Below are 22,070 nucleotides of genomic sequence, written 5' to 3' on the forward strand. Positions count from 1 at the left end.
ATCAAATTTGCGGTAAAGAGTTAAGCACAAACCCTAATTATTTCACACGACGCTTCGCTTCAGCAACCAACCGTTTAATTTTTAGGTCTAAAGAATAGCCCCGTCGCGTCTGCACGACTAAAGTTCGGCTAATTTGGTCGTGAAAGGCTTGACGTTTGACCCGGTCTGAAAAAGCAAGGCTACAGTCGGCTGGCAGCGGCAGAAACAGTATCAGTGCCCAAGCTGCCCCAGAACCCAACGTGAGCAAACTGACTAAGCCTACATAAAACAGCATTGCACCCGCTCCAACTAGGGCTTCTCGCTTCAAGAGTTCCTGTAAACCAGGCGTGCCGCCCACGCGCGCATCCACCACTTTCATATCCAGTGCCCATCTGCCCAGGCTTTGCCCATGATTTTTAGACACCCAAATGACGCGCATTCCCAGCCAAGCCACGATAAATACAAAAGCCACTGCGGTGATGCTGCCCCCAATCAAGGAGCTAACAATGCCGACAGCAAATAAGTCAATTAATAGAGCGGCTCCTCTTCGTTCGATTGGAACTTTAGGATAAGGAGGTGGAGAAGGATCTGGGCGCATGGGAGAATTGAGATTGGGGTTTGGGAGCTAGAGGCTAGGGTTTGGGGACTAGGGGCTAGGGGCAAATCCTATTTCAATACTAGGGTTTTAGGTTTAATCAGACTTTTGCAACGCGATGGATCATGTGTTGCCAAAGATGTTGCCAGGGAAAAGCGCATCTTTGCGGGATATTGCAGAATGCAGGCTGGTAATCTTACACGGCGGTAGTCCTACAATTTGAATCAGCTTTTCAGTCCCTTGTTTCAGGACTACTCATTAAATCAGGACCATCCATTAAACATTATGCTGCCCGCGCAACAAGCAGAAGACCTTATTTTGAGCCTGGTGAAACCGCTAGATGCCCAGCAGGATAGCGAAACGGTGAATTTGCTGGCAGCTTCGGGACGAATTTTGGCAGAGGCAGTTATAAGTCAGCTTGATTTTCCGCACTGGGACAATTCCGCGATGGATGGCTATGCGGTGCGGTTTGCTGATGTGAAGACCTGTAGCGCTGAATCGCCTGCTGAGTTGCAGGTGATTGAAGAAATTCCGGCAGGCTATATGCCTCAGAAAACGGTGCAAGTAGGGCAGGCAGCTCGGATCTTGACGGGATCGATGATGCCAGCGGGAGCAGATACGGTGGTGATTCAGGAGGTGACGAAACGGGAAGGCGATCGCCTCTCCATCTTTTCTGCGCCTCAGCCCCAGGAATTTGTTCGGCATCGAGCAGCTTTCTACAAGGCGGGAACTCCGCTGATGCCTACTGGCTTAACATTATCTGCTCCAGAAATTGCGGTTTTGACAGCGGCTCAATGTACGCAGGTGAAAGTTTATCGCCGTCCACGGGTAGCAATCTTATCGACTGGAAGTGAACTGGTTGAGCCCGATCAGCCCTTGCAGCCTGGACAAATAGTAGACTCCAATCAGTATGCGCTGGCGGCACTAGTTGCTCAGTCCGGTGCAGAGCCAATTTTGCTGGGGATTGTGCCTGACCAGCCAGAGGAGTTAAAAGAGGCGATCGCAAAGGCTATTTCTACCGCAGATTTAGTATTGTCTTCAGGTGGCGTTTCTGTAGGTGACTATGACTATGTCGATCGCATTCTTACTGACTTGGGGGCACAGATTCATATCCGTGCGGTTGCGGTCAGACCGGGTAAACCTTTAACAGTGGCAACTTTCCAGAGAAACGAAAACTCTGCACCCGACGTATTCCCAATTCTCTACTTTGGTTTACCTGGAAATCCGGTTTCAGCTCTGGTTAGCTTTTGGCGTTTTGTGCAGCCTGCATTGCGAAAGCTATCTGGACAGCTACACGGATGGCAACCTCTGTTTGTAGAGGGGCGATCGCTCCACCCACTCAAATCTGACGGCAAGCGTGAGAGTTACATTTGGGGGCAACTGCATCTGGTGAATGGCACTTACGAATTTCACCTGGCAGGTGGCAGTCATAGCTCTGGCAACCTCATCAATTTGGCTCAAACCAATGCTCTTGCTGTTGTGCCTGTAGGTCAAAAACTGATTTCAGTCGGAGAACCCATTCAAATCATGCAGGTTGCTCCCCTACACTAATTCTTGACGCAAATTTTTCTGAGGAAAGAATTAGGGAACTAATTCTAACTAGCGGTGGTCTTTTTATCCTGATTAAGCTTCGGAATTTAAGTAGGCTTTGCTCATGGAATTGCTAGTAAGTTCATGCAATTCCAAAGACCTCAATAAAGAGCAAGGATGCAATGGTAAGATACCCGAAGGTTAAGCCCATCACATTTTTTGTAACATTTCAAAGTCGCTTCATGGTATTCCCTGGAACTGCCCGCTCTTCATCCTTTGTTTGTCTGCTGGCGCTGTCCACTATGGCGGCTTTGACATTGCTGCCTGTTTCAGCGCAGGCACAATCTATTTCTTCACCAGACGAAGTTGAGCAACCCATTGATGCAATTGAGGAGGGAGTAACTCCTGAATCAGACTCTAGTTCACCCGATGATCTGGAAGAATTGCGTCCTCTCTCCCAAGACGGTAGCTTGCTCAGTATTGCTGGAGGGCAGCGCTTGATGACCGAGGCAAATGATGCGATCGCCTCTCAAGACTATGCTCTCGCTACTCGCAAGCTTCAAGAAGCCCGTCAGGTTTTCAATCAGCTTTCTAATTTTTATCAAGAGTTAGCCGCTAGCTTTTCCGGCATCGACAATCGCATTGCTGATAGCCAACGCACTCAGGCATTAGAAACTGCTCAAATGCGCGACCAGGCGACCTATCAGCTTGCCCTGGTTCATCGCGCTCAAAATCAGCCTGAGCTAGCAGTTCCGCTGCTCGTACAAATCATCCGCAGCCAGCAGCCAACGCGTGAGCTAGGTCAAAGAGCTTACCGACAACTGTTTGAACTTGGGTTCGTGGATTCTCCCTATCCCAGAAACTCAGACGAGCCAACTTCCGCTACTCCTACTCCCAACGTCAACAACTAAACGCTAGATTGAACTTAGGGATTCTCCATTTTCCTGTTTAAGACTGGTTTTTAACGCGTTGGTAAGGAGGGTGAATGATTAGCCCAAGTCAAGTTGAAGCAATGATCAAAGCTGGGCTGCCCGATGCTCAGGTACAGGTTCAAGACCTCACGGGTGGCGGCGATCACTATCAGGTTACGGTAATTTCATCCCAATTTGAGGGAAAAGGGCTGGTTCAACAGCATCAGCTTGTGTATGGCGCTGTGCGGCAAGCGATGTCTTCTGAGGCGATTCATGCGTTGTCCCTGAAAACCTACACTCCTCAAACTTGGGAGTCTTCGCGGCAAGCAGTGTAAATTCGCGGCAGATAAGAATTAAGTTCCCGCTAGTATAGAACCAAGTAGTTATCCCTCCAAAGCAATATGACTCCAGAACTGCAAGAGCGCATTGACAATCTGGTAAACCAGAACAAGATCATGGTTTTCATGAAAGGCAGCAAACTGATGCCTCAGTGCGGCTTTTCTAACAACGTGGTACAAATCCTAAATATGCTGGCTGTTCCCTATGAAACGGTCGATGTATTGGCAGACCACGACATTCGCAATGGCATCAAGGAATATTCAAGCTGGCCCACCATTCCCCAGGTTTACGTTAATGGTCAGTTCGTTGGTGGCTCGGACATCTTGATTGAGCTATATCAAAAAGGCGAACTTCAGCAAATGGTTGAGGTAGCGTTAGCTTCCTAGCCTGTGAGCAGTTGCTTCAGGAAAAGACGTTAATCGTAGAGCCAGAGCTAGTCGTTTTAAGTCCCAGCAATCCACCTTGCGAAAGTGTTTGAGATAGACACGAGCCTCAACAATGGGAGGGGCGATCGCAAGGAATTTAAAAATGGGACGAAAACTTCTGCTCTGGCTAATATGGCTTAGCTTCATCGTTTATGTTTTGGTGTTTGCCCCACCGCTACAGTCGGACACCTTTCAACCCATTCAGACCTTACTTGCAGGGCAAATCCCTACCATCAATCCGGTCATCGTGTCGCTATTCAGCCTGATTGGTATTTGGCTGTTGATCTACAGTTGTCTGGTTTTTGCAGATGGTAGGGTGCAAAATTTACCTGCTTGGGCATTCATGCTGGCATCGGTGGGAACGGGAGTCATTGCCTTGATTCCCTATCTTGCTCTGCGCGAACCAAATCAGAGCTTTTCAGGTGAAAAGGATGCCTGGTTAAAGCTTTTGGATGCTAAACCAACTGGAATTATTCTGTTATTTAGCACTCTTGTTCTGCTCATTTATGCTTTAGTATTCGGGGACTGGTCTGCCTTCGTGCAGGAGTTTCTCACCAATCGGTTTATTCACGCCATGTCCCTAGCGTTTTGTTTGCTGTGCTTACTGTTTCCATATCCGACCTTGCTTAGTGATGATATGGCACGGCATGGTTTGACTAGCGACTCTCAACTGTTTTGGCTTGTAGCATTGATACCGCTGTTTGGTCCACTTGCGTACCTTTGCTTGCGTCCCCCGCTATTGTCATTTAGAAGTACTAACTCGTAGACCTTCTGCGTGAATGGTAGCGCGACTCAGCCGCGCTACCATTCACGCTTTAAAAAGTGATCCATTTCCCCGAACAAGAGGTATTGGGTTAGTTTGGATATTGGAAATTACTTAAGGAACACCTCCTATGCCAACCTACACCGGGATCTCCAGTGAAGCCTTTCGCCACCCGTTGGACTACCAGGCAGAGCAGGCATTGCGAAGCGTTCCCGGATTTGACATTGTTGCCCGTAAGTTTGTGGAATTCATCTACGAACGTCCTCGTTACGTTTACCTGATGGGCAACAGCATTGAAGTAGGGCCGCGCCAATATTCCACCGTTTACGGCATTTTTCGAGAATGCGTGCGCGATCTTGACGTGCATCCAGAGCCAGTGCTGTTTGTTTCTCAGGCTCCTATGATTAATGCTTATGCATTGGGGCAGGAGCGTCCGTGCATCGTGTTGAACACTGCTCTATTGGATTTGTTAAGCGAAACAGAACTCAGATCTGTGATTGCCCACGAGTTGGGACATATTAAATGTGGACACACGATTCTGACGCAGATGGCACTTTGGGCAATCAATTTAGTATTTGGTTTGGCAGGAGCAACCTTTGGGTTGAGTAGTTTGGTCACAACGGGTTTGCTACTGGCGTTTTATGAATGGCTCCGCAAAGCGGAACTGTCTGCCGATCGCGCTGCTCTATTAGTCATGGATAATCTGACTCCGGTGATGCAAAACATGATGCAGCTTGCAGGCGGCAGCACTCGGTACGCCAATGAGTTGAGCCTAGACGAATTTATCCGTCAGTCGGAGCGCTACCAAGAACTCGATCAAGATAGCCTCAATCAGGTCTATAAATTCCTGCTCTATAACAACCTGTCTCAGGGAATTTTTCTAACTCATCCCTTCACTGTTGAGCGGGTTCACTATTTGCGGGAGTGGTCTACTTCTGAGGAATATCGTCAGATTCGGGGTGGAAACTATCGCCGCACAAGGCAGGGAGCCGTTAATGTCCCGGCAGACGCTCCACCTAGCGAAGTGGAAAGACTACGTCGAGAAATTGAAGATTTGCAGCAAGAGATCGATCGCATTCGGCGATCGCAATCCGACGATTAATACAAAATTAAGCTGGTTTCCAGGTGCCGTGGAAACTAAGCGGAATAACGCTTGGTAGCGCCAAACGGCAGACAGGCTCGTCGTCAAGGCGATCGCCATCAAACACCCATACTTCGCTGCAACCCTGATTGCCATCAAATACGACGGTCAGTACCCAGCCTTTTGTGGGGTCTTCTGCATCGGGTGCGTAAATGGGTTCAGAGGGATAACAGTTTTCCTTCAAATGAGTTGTGGTGAAAGTGCCTGTTTGGTGGTCAAAGCGGGCGATCGCCCCAAAAAATTCCTGACTGATATCAACTCCTGGGTGATGCACGTTTAAGTAGGTGAAGCGCGACGGTTGCCCCACCTGCTGCGGATGAACGACCGGAAACTCACAGCCTTGATCCAGCAGCTCGACGGTTTCTAGCAATTGCCCGGACTGAGGATTGAGCCGTAGCCGCCACAGGGTTCCTTTGGCTGCGGTGTGCGTCTTTCCGGTGGTGACTTCTTGAAGGTATTGGTTGGTCTGAAAATCGCGATAACGCACCAGATCCACTACCACAACGCCGTCAGCATCGACGTAACCATTCCCAAAATGCCACTGATACCAGGGTTCGACCTGACTGCGGCTGACGACCTCCAGGCTTTCCCGATCGAGTACCAGAACTTGAGTCCCTTTTTCGGGTTGCCAGGTGAGTGATTCACTATAGGTCTTGAATCTGAGCAACACCGGAAACGGATTAAGGTGAACCGGAGGTGCAAAAAAGACTAGATAGCGACCTGCCAGGACAAAATCGTGAATCATCGGCAGACCTTCAAGGGCGATCGCATTTTGTTTCACAATTTGCCCGGACGCATTGCTGCGATAGACATTCAACGTTCCCGTCTTACCGTAGGAGATACCAAAGTTATAAATTTCCCCTGTATGCGGATCGCGTTTAGGGTGAGCGGAGTAGCGCAGATCTCGGTGCAGTTCGCCCAGGTCATCTTCTCCAAAGGTATCCAGGGTTTGCAAATCTAGCGCGTGAGGTTTGCCGCCTTCCCATAGGGCCAGCAGTTTATCGGGGAGAGCCAACACAGACGTGTTTCCAGCATTCTTTGCGTCACGGAGAAACCGTTGCCAAAAGCCACCCGATGGCATACTGCCGTAGCCTCCAAACAGCCACTTGCCAGCCTTTTCTTCTGCCTTGTAAGCTTCGGTCTGGACAAAGCGATAAGTTCCGGTTGCGCCTGCGGGGGTAAAGTGAATACCCAGAATTGCACCATCTCCGTCAAACCAGTGTCCTGCCTGGTATTCCCCTCTTGCTAGGCGACCTGGGCCGTTGCGGTAAAGGGAACCGTGTAACCCTGGAGGAAGTTTGCCTGATAACGCTTCCAAAGGAGTGAGTGGAAATTCTGAAATGGGAGAGGCGATCGCATTTTCAGCCGTTTGAGGAATTGCCTTAGCCCAGGCGCGAGTCTGTGTTCGGGGAGCAGTGCTAACCATGCCAGTTCCAATCATTACGACGTAACCAAAGCTTTTTTAACAAAGCTTTTTACAGTGGCAGTTTTACCCTAAAGGTCGTGCCTACATTTAGTGTACTCTCTACTTCAATTTGACCGTTGTGTAGAGCAACGCAGCGCTTAGCGATCGCCAAACCCAGCCCTGTACCTTGAATGTTGGTTACATTTTTGGCGCGATGAAACGACTCAAATAGACGCGGCTGGTCTTCTGGTGGAATGCCAATGCCCCAATCTTGCACTTCCAGCACAACTTCCGTCTCCTGATAAGTTAGCCTGACTTGAACTGTGCTGTCTGACGAGGAGTACTTGAGCGCATTGGACAGCAGGTTGCTTAAGACTGAGCGAAACAGCTTTTTGTCTAACCCGATAGAGGCAGGCAAACCCTGGCAGGTGAACTCAATAGCTCGCCCAGCACCAATGCTGCCCTGAACTTCTTCGATCAGGTCGCGACAAAACTCCTCTAAATGAATCAGCTCTAAACTTAGCTTGGCTTTTCCACCCTCGACTTGTCCTAATAGGGACACATCATCCAATAGGTAAACAATGTGAGCGATCGCCGTTTTGAGGCGGCGAAAGTGCTTTTGCTTCTTTTCTTCAGTTAAGAATTGGCTGTAGTTTTCTAACATCTCAGCAGACAGCAAAATCGTACTCATTGGAGTGCGAAACTCATGAGATGTCATGGAAATAAAGCGAGATTTGAGTTCGTTGAGTTCCCGTTCTCGGGTTAGCGCTTTGCGAATTTCTTGCTCTACTTGCTTGCGGGCAGTGATATCTCGGCTAATTCCCCGATAGCCCTGTAACTTTCCCTGCGCGTTAAAGATCGGCGAACCGCTGGTTTCTAACACAACGGATTGTCCAGCTCTGTGTAAGAGCCTCTCCTCCAGGTTGGTAAACGGCTCCTGCCTGGTAACGTAAAAGTTGATCAGAGTGGCAAATCGTTTCGCTTCATCTGGTTGCATCAGATCAAAGGCTGTTTTGCCGAGCAGTTCTTCTGGCTCGTAGCCCAACACCTGGTTGACTTTAGGGTTGATATAAACAAAGCACTGGTTGAGGTCAACTTCCCATACCCAATCGCTGGTTTGCTCGACCAGATTCCGAAACTTTTCCTCGCTTTGTTGCAGAGCGGCGATCGCCTGTCTGCGTTCGGCGATCGCTGCCGGATATTGAACTAAATCGTGTTGCTGTTGCTGAATTTGTTGGGTGTAGATTGAGAAAAAATCACCTAAACCTGGAGCTTCTGTTAACAAAACATCGAGATGGTCCTGCGCTCGCTTATCCATTTCGTAACTAACTTCAGGATGTGCCTCCATCCAGAGGTGACATGTTTTTACATACGCAATGAATGTAATTAAGTTTTGGTAGTCCCCTGCTCTCAAAAGGTGACGCAATGTGCTGTAACAAAGGGCTGCTTGGTCCCGTTTTAAGAAAATTGTGACCGAACACCAGAGCACACCCTTCTCCAAAGCAGAATTAGATTCTGGAAAGTTTGACAGTTTCGGCTGGGCTAACAAGAACTCTAAATGCTGGTTGATTTCAGCCTCAGTTGGAATTGGAGAGGCTAGCAGTTCTAGAATCTGCTGCGCTTGCCAGCCCAAGAGTCGCAAGGCGCAACTGTGACAGACCATGCAGTAGGGCACGATGCAGTAGCGCGACAGGTAAGCAAACAATTTTTCCTTGAACAAAACAGGCAGGGGATTGTCCAGGTAGAACACTAAGGTTTGCTGCCAAAGAGTTGACAAAACCTGGGAATCGTTTTGAGCAGGGAAAAAAAAAGGCGGGACAAATCCTAGCTTTTCGGCAATCTCAATCTGGATTGCTTCAATAGTGGAACTGTGATCAACTGATTCGGATGAATCTAGACACAACCTTTCAGACAATCGGGCTGGCGGCTCCTCAGAGACTCGAAAAATGCACAACCTTTCTGCATCTGTGGTAGAGCTAATGTGAATCTCAACGGTGTTGTTGTCCTGTTGTCTAACGGTTAAAACGACTTCAGAAGTTGCTTGCACAGCTTGCTCAAACTGCTGGCAGTCTTCTAAAGACCAGTTTCCCTGAACCGCTAGCTCAGAGAGAAGCTGTTGACACTGGGGCTGAGTTTGCAACCAGCTATCGGAAATTTTCCAAAGCTGGGTCAGCTTTGAGTTAAATAGCGTTAGCGTGCTAGATGAATCAAATAAAGCGATCGCATTGTCTACCTGCTCTAGAATCAGGTTGAAACTGGGGGAAAGGGGCGATCGCATAACGTTACCTGAAGTTCAAATTTTAATGGCAAGTGAAGCTGCCCGCTTTATGAATCACTTTCAAGACACGAGGGCCTGAAAATGGCTTTTTATAGGAAGATAGCTTGTAGAAGAGGGAATAATAGACCGCCAAAATACTCAAGTTTTACCAGCGATATGTATAGACTTAGTTAAGAGTCAGTGCTTTTGCGGAGGGAAATCCAAGCGGTTCTAGCCAATAGCAGATCGCCTCAACTTCTAAGGGTAATGGGCAAATCTCTAATTGGCTTCGTTGTGGCTGTCATAGGACAATAAGCAAAACAATCGCGGCAGGCTTTCATCCATTGACGATTGGAGATTTGCTGAAGCGAATGATTGCACTCGATCGCCCAACTCGCTGACCACTGTTACCCGTTCGCTTTCACCGCTAGTGGAGCAATTCCTGCCAGATCTAGAATTTGTGGAATCAAATCTTCGCGTTTGACGGCCATCATGTGGACGCCTTGACAAAGCTGACGAGCAAGCTTTACTTGCTCTGCGGCGATCGCCACACCTTCTTGCAGCGGATCAGTCGCTCGCTCCAATCGATCAATAACTGCGTCGGGAATCTGTACGCCTGGTACGTTGCGGTTGATAAATCGAGCATTCTTGGCTGATTTCAGCAGGAAAATGCCCGCTAAAACTGGTTTGTTGCAGCTCACTGCAACCTGATCCATAAACTTTTCCAGGCGATCGAAATCTGAAATCAACTGGCTCTGGAAAAACTGTGCCCCTGACTCTAGCTTGCGCTCAAACCGCCGCTGTAGCCCTGACCAACTGCCACACTGAGGGTCGATCGCCGCTCCTGCAAACAGCTCCGTCGCGCCATCAGGCAGCGGTTTCTCATTAAAATCCAATCCCTGGTTGAGCTTATCAATCAGCTTCAACAAACGCACCGATTCCAAGTCAAACACACCTTTTGCCGTGGGGTGATCGCCCGCTTTGATCGGGTCGCCCGTCAGCGCCAAAACGTTGCGAATACCGAGAGCCTGTGCGCCCATCAGATCTGCTTGAAGGGCAATGCAGTTGCGATCGCGGCAGGCCATCTGACAAACTGGCTCAATCCCCTGCTGGAGTAAAACCACCGACGAAGCCAGCGACGACATTCGCAAAACTGCCCGACTACCATCGGTGATATTGACGGCATGAACGCGATCGCGTAGTAGCTTGGCCATCTCAATCATGTGTGCCGGATTTCCCCCCTTGGGCGGCATCACCTCAGCCGTAATCAGAAATTCTTTGGCTTGAGCAGCAGTGCGAAGTCGAGAGCTAGGGGTTGAGGATTGGGGGTTAGGGTGTGGGCAATCGGACATTGCGGCAGTCAGAGGGGTAGGGAGCAGGGGAGAGAGGTGAAGATTTGTAGTTTTACGCTAAAGTCGGTCGCCTACAAGGGGGTAGAGTAGCCCAGAGCAGACTTGACTTTTGCCAGGGTGACATTGGCGATCGCCTCTGCCTGTTCTCGCCCCTGACGCAATACCGACTCCAGATACCCCTTATCTGCCATGATTGCATGATATTTGTCCTGAATCGGCTTTAGGGCGGCGATCGCTGTCTCAGTCAACAGCGGTTTGAACTGCCCCCAGCCCATTTCCCGGCACTCTTCTGCGACGGCTTCCTTTGTTTGGTTGGAAAGAATCGTGTAAAGCGTCAGTAGATTGTTGCACTCGGGACGCTCTGGATCATCAAAGGTCAGCCCGCGAATGGGGTCAGTTTTGCAGCGCTTAATTTTGTGCTGAATTTCCTCTGGCGAATCTAGCAGGTTAATCCGGCTTAGCTCCGACGGGTCAGACTTTGACATCTTCCGGGTGCCGTCTGTCAGACTCATTACCCGTGCCCCTTCCTTACGAATCATCGGATCGGGCAATTTTAGAATCGGCTGGTTTTCCTTACCAAACTGATAGTTGAGTCTCGCCGCAATGTCTCGCGTTAGTTCTAGGTGTTGCTTTTGGTCTTCACCGACGGGCACCTTGTCTGGCTCGTAGAGCAAAATGTCTGCCGCTTGCAGTACCGGATAGCACAGCAGCCCTGCCCCTACATTTTCGCCTTGTTTGATCGCTTTCTCACGATACTGCACCATGTCGTAGAGCCAGTTTAGCGGCGTGATGCAGGTCAGCAGCCATGACAATTCGGTGTGAGCAGGGACATGTGACTGCACAAAAATCGTGGCGCAGTCCAAGTCAATCCCACAGGCTAAGTAGGTTGCTGCCACTTTGTAGGTGCTTTCAGCTAAAGCTGCCGGATCGTGAGGGACGGTCATGGCGTGCAGATCAGCCATGAACAAAAAACTGTCGTAGTCGCGCTGGATCTCTACCCAGTTGCGAATTGCGCCAAGGTAATTCCCCAAATGGAGATCGCCAGTGGGTTGAATTCCAGAAAGAACGCGCTGTTTGCCCATAGGTATAAAGTGAATCCGGCTGAGGAGCATGCTAATTGATCAAGCCCTTACTTTTCTATCACTACCCACGCTGCAAACTCAACTGGATATGTAGCAATTCTAAGTGGGTTGTGAGAGGCGCACCCCCTGAGATGCGCCTCTCACAACCCGCTCGTCTGACAACTAATTTCTGATACCAATTCTCTTTAAGTTCCCTTTAAGGCTGCATATTTTGGAGCGGGGCACGATCCAAAATATGCAGCTTCATGTAGAAACGGTATGACAACTAAATTGTAGGACTGATATCTAATTGATATCTAATTGATATCTACTGATATCTATGGTGTTCTAAAAATACCACTTAATAATAGGTTGCTTCACCAGCATTGACAGCAGGTTGACTGCGAGTTGTCACAAAAAATTCAATCTTCAGGCTACCAATTTGAATCAGGTCACCGTCTTGAAGCGATCGCCGCTCCATCACCGGAATGCGCCGTCGATTGACCAGGGTGCCGTTGCTGCTGCCAATGTCAGTAATGCTAAATCCTTCATTGCGGTGGTGGCTTATCACGGCATGACAGCGAGACGCAGAAGGGTCTTGAACTGTAATCGCACAGGTTAAACTTCTGCCGATTAGCCAGCTAGAAGCGATCGCCGTGTTGTGGCTAATTTCAGACTGCATCAAGTTGGTGATCAGAAAAGACGTTCGCCCGATGGCGACTGCCTGAATGTAGCAAGAGGATAGCTGACAGCGTTGTTGAGCCTGTAAAACGGGTCTAATTAGCGTCGCAACTTGGTCAATATTGAAGTCGCAGTCTGCACAAAGAGAGTCGGACAGCGACGGATTTTGCTCTAAAAAAAGGAGAGGACAAGGATTAGACACGACAGAAGATTGCAAAGGTGACATGTTTGCTAGCCAATTCTGCTCAATTTGAGTTGAAGAGAATCATCGAATTTCACGACTTATCTGTAAAACTCTTACAAACTAAATTGCCCCCTATCTAGTGTGATCAACTATGCAAGAAATTCTCCCCTGAAATAAAAGATGCAGTTTGATTGGTTAAAAGTATTTATTTGATATTTTTAAGTATGAATTGGTTGAAAAATAGACCTTAAAACACACCTTTGATAAGTCACTGCTCAGGATAATGAGATGGCTGCAAGTCTAAGACAAAGCTTTAAATCCTAAGCGTCAATCAATTTGCGATCGCCATAATATGAGCAATTTCTACTTCGTATCTGGATCGTTAATTGAGTGATTTAGTCTTCTCTGTAGTTGCACTGATGCACAAGCTATGGAGCATTAAATGCCAGAATCACGGGGTTTGGCAATCCTAACCTGTAGCAAGTTCATCGAAACTTTACAGATATTCTATATCTTTGGATTTTCTTAAAGCTGCTTTGAATAAAATCTCTTAAGGATAAAACGAGAGAATACGTATTAGTAAATAGCTCAATCTCGTATAAAAAATCTGAAGAATTGTGAGAAAGGATCTCAACTTCAACTGTAATCTTTCTACTACTCTTTAATGGCTTTACAGATCATATTTTCTATGCCTTCTAAGCTTTGAGAACTTGCTTGATATTTGAGGTAGCCTGATACGCCATCTAAAGTGGTTTCTGAAAAAGTCTTTTTTTGCTTTAAGAGAATTCTGTTTGCTATGGCGATCGCCAGCAATTTCTACCCTGTCTCCTATGATGAGTCTCTCGTCAAGCTTCAAGGATGATCACTTGACCTTCACGGGTTAGCTTCGTTGTTTACAGTTTTTATGCGATGAAGATTGACTAAATACCCGGAGATAAGATTTAATTCTGCAATGCGACTTTGACAGAGCGAGTTCTTGTCAGTTGCAGACCCAAAAATTTAGTCGCGCTATCGAAAGTTGTTGCAGCAACTCCCGATAGCTAACCCTTTCGACTGTCACAGCAGTCTGGGGGCTGAAGGTATTTTATCCCTATTTTCAGCCGCCCCAGCTTGCAATGGAAACGCATCGGGGCGGCTGAATTTTTGGGTTTTCCTGCCGTTGTTTATTTCAAGGAAAACCCTATGCATTCCAACTTAATTACCCAGCCAGTAGCGTTCACTGGGACGCTACAACCCATTCCCTTATCCGTTGCACCACGACTGCAACCTACTGCGGCTGGGCAGCCCTGTCGTGAACCCATTCGACATTTGCTAATTGGCTCACCCACGCTGATGCAACACACGATTCACCAGCTCCACAACTTGCACTACGCCGAAGCAGGGCTATGGAGTCCGACGATCGCCCTCCCCAACGCCGAAACCACGATCACGCTTAACCCCGGTGAAGTGTTGAGAATTTTGCTGCGCTATGTGGCGATCGGGGATGTAGTAGAGTAAGGTTTGATTCTCTTCAGTGAGATAGAGGATGTTTGAGCGGTAGCAAGTATCCGCTGTAGGGGCGCAGCATTCGGCAGATAAACCCTGGAAACCAACTAGAGACTTTTGCCCGAATGCTACGCCCTATGCAGTTCTGGGGGGAGGCAATGAATTGCGTCTTCACATTGCCCAATACTGTCTACGACTCATTTGGAGAAGCGATCGCCCTGCCCATCGCACCAATCTGACTGCTATCAAACATTCACAAGTGATGGTTCGTATACAAGCACCATCAAGCTGTCTGAAGGAACTGTCTCCATCGCATATGTTTTGCCTTCAGCATCAGAAAAATCAATTAAATAAGCCTGATTTTTGAAGCTTGTAAGCACAGTACCAACCTGCCCCCGTTTAAGTAGAATTGATTGCTTCGTTTCTTTGTGAATGGCTTGAATTTCGTCCGTTAAGGCAACTACGTCATATTCTTTAATCATTATTACTTTCCCTCACCTATCTACAGGATAAACGTTTGTCAACCTAGGAAAGTTTTCACCTGTTTGTACAATCCAACACGCCAACACTAAAGATGAGCCAGCCTCCGTCACCATTGAGAACTTAACGTCGTAGTGGGTGCCATACTGATCTAGTTTATAGATTACTGCTTCATCTCGAATGGCTGAAGTTAGTAAAGCAGCTTCCAGAACTTCTTTGTTCTCTGAAGTAATTCCTAGTTTATTTCTAAACATTATGGCTTTGTCTTTCCCTTTAGGATGCTGCAAATTTAGTGAGTATCGTTCGAGCTTATCGCCTAGCTCTGCCCGATCGCCATTTGGTAATCTCATTCACTTCGCACCCTTCAGGGCTACGTCAACTGATAAATTCTATTGCTCAAGCAATGGTCGAGAATGTTTTTGAGGCTAGCAGAGATCTAGCGATCGCCTACTAATTTCCACAAATTATCAGGAGGAGCGATCGCCCCCTTCATCCCTCATCCCTTATCCTTGCCGTCACCATCCTTTCCTCAATTTCTGCCCAAATTCCCGGTGACGCACGCACGGCGGCATCCTTGCATCGAACGATTAGCTCATTGGTATAAAAGTAATCATTCAGAGCGTATACTTCATCTTCAGAAAGCTTTGCTACTTCTGGACCAAGATGTAGTGCCTCAAGCCAAAGTTGCAAGGTTTGGTCGTCAAAGGCTCGTCGCACTTCATAAGGCAGATTATCATCTAGCACTTGAACTCTAAGTACTTCAAGTCTGGTAATTAAGTCAGCGAAGTTAACAGATTTAAAGATTTTTATTTTTCTAAGTTCGTAGGCAAGGGCGAGAGCAAGAACGAGAGTATGGTCACGGGCGAGGACAAGGGCACGATTGCGGACAAGAGCAAGGGAACGGACGAGGTCAAGGTCAAGGGACTGGGCAAGTCTGAGGGTAGGAGCGAGGGCGCGGTTAAGGGCGCGGTCAAGGACATAGGCGAGATAAATGGCTACTGCTCGTTTAGCTGCTGGATTAAAGTTCTCTTCAGAACCTTCTGTTGCTTCCTCCGCCCATTGCAGTAAGGCTTGTAGCTTGTGCGTGTTGAGATAAGCCTGTGCTTGCTGATCCATTAATAGAATCAGATTGTCTGTTCCACCCCGCATGAGTCCGGCTACTAATAGAAAGACTTCTCGCCAGCGTTCATCAGTGAGATGCTGCTGAACCAATAGCTCAATCTGTCGATGGTCATCGAGGTATTGTGCGGTGAGATATTCTTGTAGCGACAGGTGGGAGAAAGAATAGGTATCTTCTGCCCGTTTTACTAAAATTCCCTGCTGTACTGCGATCGCATCCAAAACTGCTTCACCGTCTAGATGCTTCGGAGCATTCAAATTGCTGGCTAGAAAGGTTTTAATTCTTTCAACAACGTCTCGCTGAGAAAAAAATAGGCGATCGGATTCAAAACCTTGATAGGCAATCTCAGAGAGCAAAATTTCCTCCAGCTCAATACTCAATCCTTCATAAATGTTCTGTTGATTCTCCAAGCGTTTCTCTGCGGCCCATTCTTCTAATAAAATCCGCAATGCCTTTCGATATAACACACTACGATTGTTAGGGAAACTTTGAGAGCGGTCATAGACTAGACAAAGAAAAGTCAGCAACAGCGGTGTGTGGGCTAGCTCTTTGCTCCCCTGATTATCTGGCTTCTGTAAAGCATTCCAGCATTTCTCAGACGTTTTTGCCTTGCGGTCTTCTTCGGTCTGAAACCAGTTCTGAATAAACTGTTGAATTTGTGCATCATTAAAGTCTGCCATTGCCACATCCGTAAAGCGGCAAAACCCACCGTGGTATGCAGCAGTACGACAAGAGACAATGTAGCGGTTTTGGTCGTAGCGATCGACGAAATCCTGGATTTTAACAACTGCTTGGTTCAAATTATTCATGGGTACTTCATCTAGCCCATCCAGTAAAACCAGCAAACATCCTTGTTCCAAAGCTTTGCAGGTAAATCGCTTTGCATCTGGAAAACCACAGGTTTGAAATTCTTCAACAATAATCTTGACTAAATCAATTTCATTAGAGGTAAGACGCTTTAGCTCAATCAATACAGGAATACAGTGATGTTGAAACTTGCTATCCCTATCTTTTAAAGCTTCTAAACCTATTCGGCGCAAAAAGGTGGATTTACCCGCACCCGGTCCACCTAACACCATAAGAAACTGTTCAGTACTAGCAACTTTCATCCCTTGGCGTTCACTCTCTGATTTAGTTTGGGAATGCCGCTGCTGCTTTTCTCGATAAGCAGCCTCCAGTGACTCAATAGAGGCAAACTGACGAATCTCTGCATCATCTAAGAAACGAATGGTAGTGTAGACAGTCCCTAGATCTACAGGTTTTCGCATTCCTAATACTTTTAATAAACAGTGCCGCTCTCTGTAATTCTCAATGTATTTCTGCGATGCATCAAAAATCCTCTGTCGAATGCCTGCATCTATATCTTTGCCAATCCAACTAAACAGATTGCCTCCACCCTTTCAGCCTGTTTCTATGACAAGCGATGCTAGTTGGTTGGCAGCGGCGGTGAGAGCAACCGTTGTTAAAGGATCAACCATACTAGTAGAGAAAATGTTGGAATTGACTCTAGGATAAGCGATCGCTCTAGGAGAAGGCTAGTTACCTCAAATCCTTGATGCAGACAAGTAGTAACGGTTCGCAATTGCAAAAGAAGTAATTTGCCTATCCGCTCGGTGAATTCTTATACTCGTCCATCGAATTCACGAACCTGTTTATTAAATTTGCAAACCCATTTCTTGAATTCGTGTACCCGCTTGTTGAATTTCTATACCCACTCGTTGAATTTGCAAACCCATTTATCGAATTTGAGTAGGCTACATCCTTGATCAAGAAAAGTGACGACCGAAGTTTTACGGTTATTTTTTGCGAGAGAGACAAAATTAGCAGAAATTTTCGGGTAAATCACCAGTGTCAAAGGGCGATCGCCTCTCTTATCTTGGCAATGTCAACCAACTATTCGGGGTGTTAATCATGCCACGCTTAAAGCGCAGTTCCACTGTTTTAGATAAAGCTGAGCGTCGAGCCGCCGCACTGAAATCAATTAGTTTCTCTCTTGATTTGGGTAATGGGTTAACTCTCGAAACCTTCAGCGAGTTGATTCAGGATATGCAAGACAAGCTAGAAGCTTACAATATGGCTCTTTCTGCGGTCGATGCAGCCCACAGCAAAGTGGAAGAAGTAGAGCGATCGCTGCGAAATTTATCTGAACACATGCTCTTGGGCGTTGCGGTTAAGTACGGCAAAAACAGCCTTGAGTATGAGATGGCGGGCGGCACCCGCAAGAGCGATCGCAAGCGCCCTGTGCGAAAAGCAAAAGTAGTGGCGATCGATTCTGAAGCCGTTTAGGCGACTACGGTCCTTCAAAATTAAACGCAAATAACCTGTAATCGTTTTTGAGAGAAGCGCGAAAACCATCTTTATCTCGAAAACAATTTTGTTTTTCAAAATACAGAATGATCCGTTTGAGTACTCGTAATATTGCTGCTACTCAAGGATATATGTTCAAAAGCTCATATTTTTCTTGATAGCAAATCTTGCATGGATTGGGTTTGTAAAAGGGTTAACAATCCGATAGCTTGAGTATTCGAAAAGTTGGGCTTTAGCTCATCAGGTGAATGTTTAAGCTATCTATCTTTAACCCATATTTCACCCACATCTAAAAGCAATTAATTTGAGGAATGTTTGAAAAGGTCAGTCTCTAGCCTAAAGGCTGTAGGAGCGTAGCATTCGGTAGATAAACTTCGGTACAAACCAAAAACTTTTGTCCGAATGCTACGCCCTTACGGGGAATACGCTAAATCCCTACAGAAGGTTATTTACTGTTTTTCGAGTTTCCTCCAAAAGAATCTAACCCAGGCATTAATGCTGTCTATTTTAAGATACGAATTCTGACATTCGGTCAGGCTTTGTGTACTTGTTCTCCTGTGTCTCCCTGTAAAGGACTTTGCGATGAAAGTGCAGCGAAAAGGAACTCGCCAGAAATGGTGGAATCGTTCCAAACAAATCGGATTTGCTTGCCTGAGTGCGTTGTTGATTGTAGGAACCTGGGGAATTAAATCCCTGGCTCAAGGCCCGGTTCCCACCAATGGCAGCGGCGAATCGTCTTATGTGTTGTTGGCAACACCAGAAACGACCCATCTAGGATTTTTTAGCGTCGATTTGCCGCCTGTGCTGCGGGTAAAGTCGGGCGACACGGTGACTTTCTCCACCTTTCCCAACGTCGGAGAAGAGGCGCGTCCAGGGCGATCGATTGAGGAATTGGTGGCATCAGCCGATGCGTTGGCAAACGAACGCAAGCTGATCGGACCCCACTCCCTCACTGGTCCGGTTTACGTCGAAGGGGCTGAACCGGGTGATGTGCTGGAGATCAAAGTTAAAGAGGTCGTGCCTTCAATTTATGCGGGGCAGATCGTGTTTCCGGGCGATCGCAGCCTGGGGCTTTTGCCCGAAGAATTTCCGCAGGGCACCATCAGTCACCTGTATGTAGATTTGGCGAACGAGACAACCAGTTTTGCTGAGAATGTAACCCTTCCCGTTAAACCTTTCATGGGAATCATGGGCATTGCGCCGCCTCCAGATTTTTCTGCCAGCAATCCAGAAGCAGGCGATGCCTGGGAAATTCGCCCCGAACGGATTGACACATTAGATGGATTGCGCCGCGTCTCCAGCGTTCCGCCTGACCTGTGGGGCGGCAACATGGACAATAAAGAGTTGACGGCTGGCACTTCTCTGTTTGTCCCGGTGTTTAATTCGGGGGCGCTGTTCTCAACCGGAGATGGTCACGTCAATCAGGGCAATGGTGAAGTCGGCTTGACTGCATCCGAAACGGCAATGCGAAGCGTGACCGTGCAATTTATCGTCCACAAAGATCTGGATTTGATTCGTCCGATCGCTGAAACGCCAACTCACTTCATGACAATGGGCTTTGACCCGAATGTAGATAAGGCGATGAAGATTGCGACTCGTGACATGGTGGATTTGTTGGTCAAGAGTACGGGTTTGACTCGCTTGCAGTCCTATTCTTTGTCCAGCCTGGCAATGGATTTGAACATCACGCAGGTGGTGGATATCAACCGGGGCGTTCACGCGCTGGTGCCCAAGTCGATTTTTACCAACTACACCCCGATTGCTGAGCTACAGGGAATGGTTCAAACGGAGCAGCCATAGAGCAACTTTGAACTGTGAAATAAAGGAATACATAGGATGGGCGAAGCAAAGCGAAATCTATGCGGGCATTGGGCTTTGCGCTAATTCATTTAACCTATGAGCTAAGCAGAATCAGGCTCAAGATGGGGTGGCGTAATGGAATCGATGTGGGTGTTGGGTTCCGCTTTGCTTCACCCAACCTACTTTTAAGTCGGTGTTAGTTGATGTGTTAGGAGAGATCTTCATGAAAATGGCTTTTTCGTCGTTTACCGTTCCCGCTCTGGAGTCCCCGATCGCCGGAATTAAATCGACATTATTCAAAACAGGGACAGTAGCAACTGCGGTGATGGTTGTGGTCACGCTGATTTGTGTTGGAATCTGGGTTACGCCTCTGCAAATTCCGTCACTGTCGCAGCTCCATCTGCCTGTTGGAAATGGATTGCCAGCAACCTATCATCAGGCAATGCAATTGCGGCAGCAGGGTGACTTAATCGGAGCGTTGAATTACCTGGAGCAGGCAGCGATCGCCTCTCCCCAAGCGGTTCCTGTTCTTTATGAATTGGGACGAGCTGAGTTTCAACTGAGTCAGGTAGAAGATGCGATCGCCCACTATCGCGAAGCGCTTGCCCAAGATCCAGACCATGCCGCTTCTGCTTATCGGCTAGGCAGCATCTTAGTGACGCTGGGCAGTGTCGACGAGGGAATTGAATATCTCCAGCATTCTGTTGCCGTTGCGCCAACTGCGCTGACCTACTACGACTTAGGAATTTCGCTAGGGCGACGGGGCGATCGCCAGGGAGAGATTGAGAATTTGAAACAAGCGATCGCCCTTCAGCCTGACTACGCAGATGCTCATTTGAACTTGGGCATCACCTACGCTCGGCTGAATGACGTTCCCCATGCCAAGCAATCTCTTCAAATAGCACGAGATCTCTATCAGGAAGAAATCGAGAAACTTGAACACGCCCATCTAGGACAAAACAGCCTGGATGCGCGTATTATCGATCAGATGATTGCGGCGCTTGATTCAGGCTGCGGTGTTCAATGCTGGCAACAAGGCGTTCATGGTGCATAATCTTGGAGAGATGGGGTGAATCACGTCTTTCCAGAGGAAGACGCACAATCCTGCAAAGACGCGATTAATCAAGTCTTTCAAGGAAATATGAGCAGAGACGCAATTTATCGCGTCTGGACAATCGGGATCAGGATCATTAATGGTTTGGTGCTATGCAGTGGTGTGAATGTACAACGTGTGATCCGCTTCAGGGAAAGTTGCCTGACCCTACTCCACAACCGCCATCCAACAAACTGCGGCTGTTGGGACTTGGGCTGTTGCTAACAGGTGGCTTTGCCCTGGCAGAATACGGCATGAGCTGGTTGAGCCACAGTTTGGCGTTGGTGGTTGACTCGGGGCACATGTTCTCGGACTGTCTGGCGATGGCGCTGTCTCTGGGGGCAACCTGGTTAGCCCGGTTTGCTGCCAGTCGGCAAATGACGCTTGGCTCCCAACGAGCAGAACTACTGGCTGCATTGGCAAACGGAATTGGGCTGGTGGTGTTGGCAGTCTGGGTTGCCTGGGAAGCGATCATTCGGTTTCAGAGTGAGCATCCCGCAATTATTAGTGAAATGATGCTGCTGACGGCGATCGTTGGGTTGGGCTTCAATCTGGTCACGGCTTCGCTGTTGCACAACCACAGCCACGCTGATTTAAATATCCGAGGTGCGTTTCTGCACGTATTGGCAGATACCGTTAGCTCAGTGGGCGTGATTTTGGCAGCGCTGTTAATCTGGCTGCTGCACTGGGATTGGGCAGATGAAGTGATTAGCCTGATTACCGCTGGGCTGATTGCACTTGGAGCATTGCCGCTAATTCGGGAAAGCCTTCGATCGCTGCGCCAACCTTCCCTCTAAAGCAATCAACGTATAAAGTAGGGGCTTGGCACTGCCAAGCCCCTACAAGTTCTGCCTCGCAACGAGGAGAAGTTATACCAAATCTGTCTGTAGAGTCGCGGTGTTGGTAGGGTAGAGTCGCGGTGTTGGTAGGGTCGAAGCATTTGGTCACAATCCCTGCCACTGAAGCACAATTCCTTTACTGAATGCTACGCCCCTTGTATGTAAGCGCCAGCATCAGCGAGACTGCTGATAGACCCTGTCAGGAGTGAAGTACTCTGATTCGCCCCTAGGGATAACCAAGCCTGTACGTAGATTAGACCTCAGCCTGACGGTGCGCTTTGTTTCCGCTCCAGCGGAGTCTGAACAAGTATCACAGAGTGGTT

Annotated in this window: 20 protein-coding genes; 11 read left to right on the forward strand and 9 right to left on the reverse strand. The window is 47.9% G+C overall.

The window, feature by feature from the left end; genetic code table 11:
* Nucleotides 1-37: 37 nt before the first annotated feature.
* A complete protein-coding gene (locus tag H6F93_RS12620; RefSeq protein ID WP_190643057.1) occupies nucleotides 38-577 on the reverse strand; it encodes an RDD family protein in 540 nt (179 codons plus the stop codon).
* 282 nt (nucleotides 578-859) lie between these two features.
* Here H6F93_RS12620 and H6F93_RS12625 point away from each other — a divergent pair, with 282 nt between their 5' ends.
* From H6F93_RS12625 to H6F93_RS12650, 6 genes are all read left to right on the forward strand, one after another.
* Nucleotides 860-2,125 (forward strand): molybdopterin molybdotransferase MoeA, encoded by a 1,266-nt coding sequence (locus tag H6F93_RS12625; protein ID WP_190681161.1) that lies wholly within the window; start codon nucleotides 860-862, stop codon nucleotides 2,123-2,125.
* A gap of 221 nt (nucleotides 2,126-2,346) precedes the next feature.
* Nucleotides 2,347-3,015, forward strand: coding sequence for a hypothetical protein (locus tag H6F93_RS12630; protein WP_190681163.1), 669 nt, complete (start codon nucleotides 2,347-2,349; stop codon nucleotides 3,013-3,015).
* 74 nt (nucleotides 3,016-3,089) lie between these two features.
* Entirely contained in the window at nucleotides 3,090-3,350 is a 261-nt protein-coding gene (locus H6F93_RS12635; protein WP_190643054.1) for a BolA family protein, read from the forward strand.
* 66 nt (nucleotides 3,351-3,416) lie between these two features.
* Nucleotides 3,417-3,740, forward strand: a complete 324-nt coding sequence (gene grxD / locus H6F93_RS12640) for a Grx4 family monothiol glutaredoxin (protein ID WP_190643053.1) — start codon at nucleotides 3,417-3,419, stop codon at nucleotides 3,738-3,740.
* 142 nt (nucleotides 3,741-3,882) lie between these two features.
* The gene (locus H6F93_RS12645; RefSeq protein ID WP_190681165.1) at nucleotides 3,883-4,545 is read left to right on the forward strand and encodes a hypothetical protein; all 663 of its coding nucleotides are present in this window, start codon (nucleotides 3,883-3,885) and stop codon (nucleotides 4,543-4,545) included.
* 127 nt (nucleotides 4,546-4,672) lie between these two features.
* Complete coding sequence (locus H6F93_RS12650) at nucleotides 4,673-5,644, forward strand: M48 family metallopeptidase (protein WP_190681167.1); 972 nt, start codon at nucleotides 4,673-4,675, stop codon at nucleotides 5,642-5,644.
* Nucleotides 5,645-5,651: 7 nt separating this feature from the next.
* Here the strand turns inward: H6F93_RS12650 and H6F93_RS12655 are convergent, their stop codons facing one another.
* The 5 genes from H6F93_RS12655 to H6F93_RS12675 all read right to left on the reverse strand — a co-directional run bounded on the left by H6F93_RS12655 (nucleotide 5,652) and on the right by H6F93_RS12675 (nucleotide 12,665).
* Nucleotides 5,652-7,109 carry a carotenoid oxygenase family protein gene (locus H6F93_RS12655; protein ID WP_190681169.1) on the reverse strand — a complete coding sequence of 486 codons (1,458 nt, stop codon included), beginning with the start codon at nucleotides 7,107-7,109 and terminating at the stop codon, nucleotides 5,652-5,654.
* Between the two features lie 49 nt (nucleotides 7,110-7,158).
* Entirely contained in the window at nucleotides 7,159-9,366 is a 2,208-nt protein-coding gene (locus H6F93_RS12660; protein WP_190681171.1) for an ATP-binding protein, read from the reverse strand.
* A 386-nt stretch (nucleotides 9,367-9,752) separates the two neighbouring features.
* Nucleotides 9,753-10,697 carry a methylenetetrahydrofolate reductase gene (locus H6F93_RS12665; RefSeq protein ID WP_190643048.1) on the reverse strand — a complete coding sequence of 315 codons (945 nt, stop codon included), beginning with the start codon at nucleotides 10,695-10,697 and terminating at the stop codon, nucleotides 9,753-9,755.
* Between the two features lie 71 nt (nucleotides 10,698-10,768).
* The gene (trpS, locus tag H6F93_RS12670; protein WP_190643047.1) at nucleotides 10,769-11,779 is read right to left on the reverse strand and encodes a tryptophan--tRNA ligase; all 1,011 of its coding nucleotides are present in this window, start codon (nucleotides 11,777-11,779) and stop codon (nucleotides 10,769-10,771) included.
* Nucleotides 11,780-12,119: 340 nt separating this feature from the next.
* Complete coding sequence (locus tag H6F93_RS12675) at nucleotides 12,120-12,665, reverse strand: FHA domain-containing protein (RefSeq protein ID WP_190643046.1); 546 nt, start codon at nucleotides 12,663-12,665, stop codon at nucleotides 12,120-12,122.
* 1,140 nt (nucleotides 12,666-13,805) lie between these two features.
* Here H6F93_RS12675 and H6F93_RS12680 point away from each other — a divergent pair.
* Nucleotides 13,806-14,120: a hypothetical protein gene (locus tag H6F93_RS12680; RefSeq protein WP_199313668.1), complete on the forward strand. Its 315-nt coding sequence runs from the start codon at nucleotides 13,806-13,808 to the stop codon at nucleotides 14,118-14,120.
* 233 nt (nucleotides 14,121-14,353) lie between these two features.
* Here H6F93_RS12680 and H6F93_RS12685 read toward each other — a convergent pair whose 3' ends face one another.
* The 3 genes from H6F93_RS12685 to H6F93_RS12695 form a co-directional block, all read right to left on the reverse strand.
* A complete protein-coding gene (locus tag H6F93_RS12685; RefSeq protein ID WP_190681173.1) occupies nucleotides 14,354-14,590 on the reverse strand; it encodes a DUF4926 domain-containing protein in 237 nt (78 codons plus the stop codon).
* A gap of 12 nt (nucleotides 14,591-14,602) precedes the next feature.
* Entirely contained in the window at nucleotides 14,603-14,938 is a 336-nt protein-coding gene (locus tag H6F93_RS12690) for a DUF6883 domain-containing protein (protein ID WP_190681176.1), read from the reverse strand.
* Nucleotides 14,939-15,077: 139 nt separating this feature from the next.
* Nucleotides 15,078-16,976, reverse strand: coding sequence for an NACHT domain-containing protein (locus H6F93_RS12695; protein WP_199313669.1), 1,899 nt, complete (start codon nucleotides 16,974-16,976; stop codon nucleotides 15,078-15,080).
* Nucleotides 16,977-17,556: 580 nt separating this feature from the next.
* Between H6F93_RS12695 and H6F93_RS12700 the strand changes: the two genes are divergently transcribed.
* The 4 genes from H6F93_RS12700 to H6F93_RS12715 all read left to right on the forward strand — a co-directional run bounded on the left by H6F93_RS12700 (nucleotide 17,557) and on the right by H6F93_RS12715 (nucleotide 21,705).
* Nucleotides 17,557-17,994 carry a hypothetical protein gene (locus H6F93_RS12700; RefSeq protein ID WP_199313670.1) on the forward strand — a complete coding sequence of 146 codons (438 nt, stop codon included), beginning with the start codon at nucleotides 17,557-17,559 and terminating at the stop codon, nucleotides 17,992-17,994.
* 603 nt (nucleotides 17,995-18,597) lie between these two features.
* The gene (locus H6F93_RS12705) at nucleotides 18,598-19,815 is read left to right on the forward strand and encodes an acetamidase/formamidase family protein (RefSeq protein ID WP_190681179.1); all 1,218 of its coding nucleotides are present in this window, start codon (nucleotides 18,598-18,600) and stop codon (nucleotides 19,813-19,815) included.
* A gap of 223 nt (nucleotides 19,816-20,038) precedes the next feature.
* Nucleotides 20,039-20,869 (forward strand): tetratricopeptide repeat protein, encoded by an 831-nt coding sequence (locus tag H6F93_RS12710; protein ID WP_190681181.1) that lies wholly within the window; start codon nucleotides 20,039-20,041, stop codon nucleotides 20,867-20,869.
* A 152-nt stretch (nucleotides 20,870-21,021) separates the two neighbouring features.
* Complete coding sequence (locus tag H6F93_RS12715; RefSeq protein ID WP_190643042.1) at nucleotides 21,022-21,705, forward strand: cation diffusion facilitator family transporter; 684 nt, start codon at nucleotides 21,022-21,024, stop codon at nucleotides 21,703-21,705.
* Nucleotides 21,706-22,070: the final 365 nt, after the last annotated feature.

Source organism: Leptolyngbya sp. FACHB-671 (assembly GCF_014695745.1).
In the GTDB taxonomy this organism is placed as follows: Bacteria; Cyanobacteriota; Cyanobacteriia; order Elainellales; family Elainellaceae; genus JAAUTN01.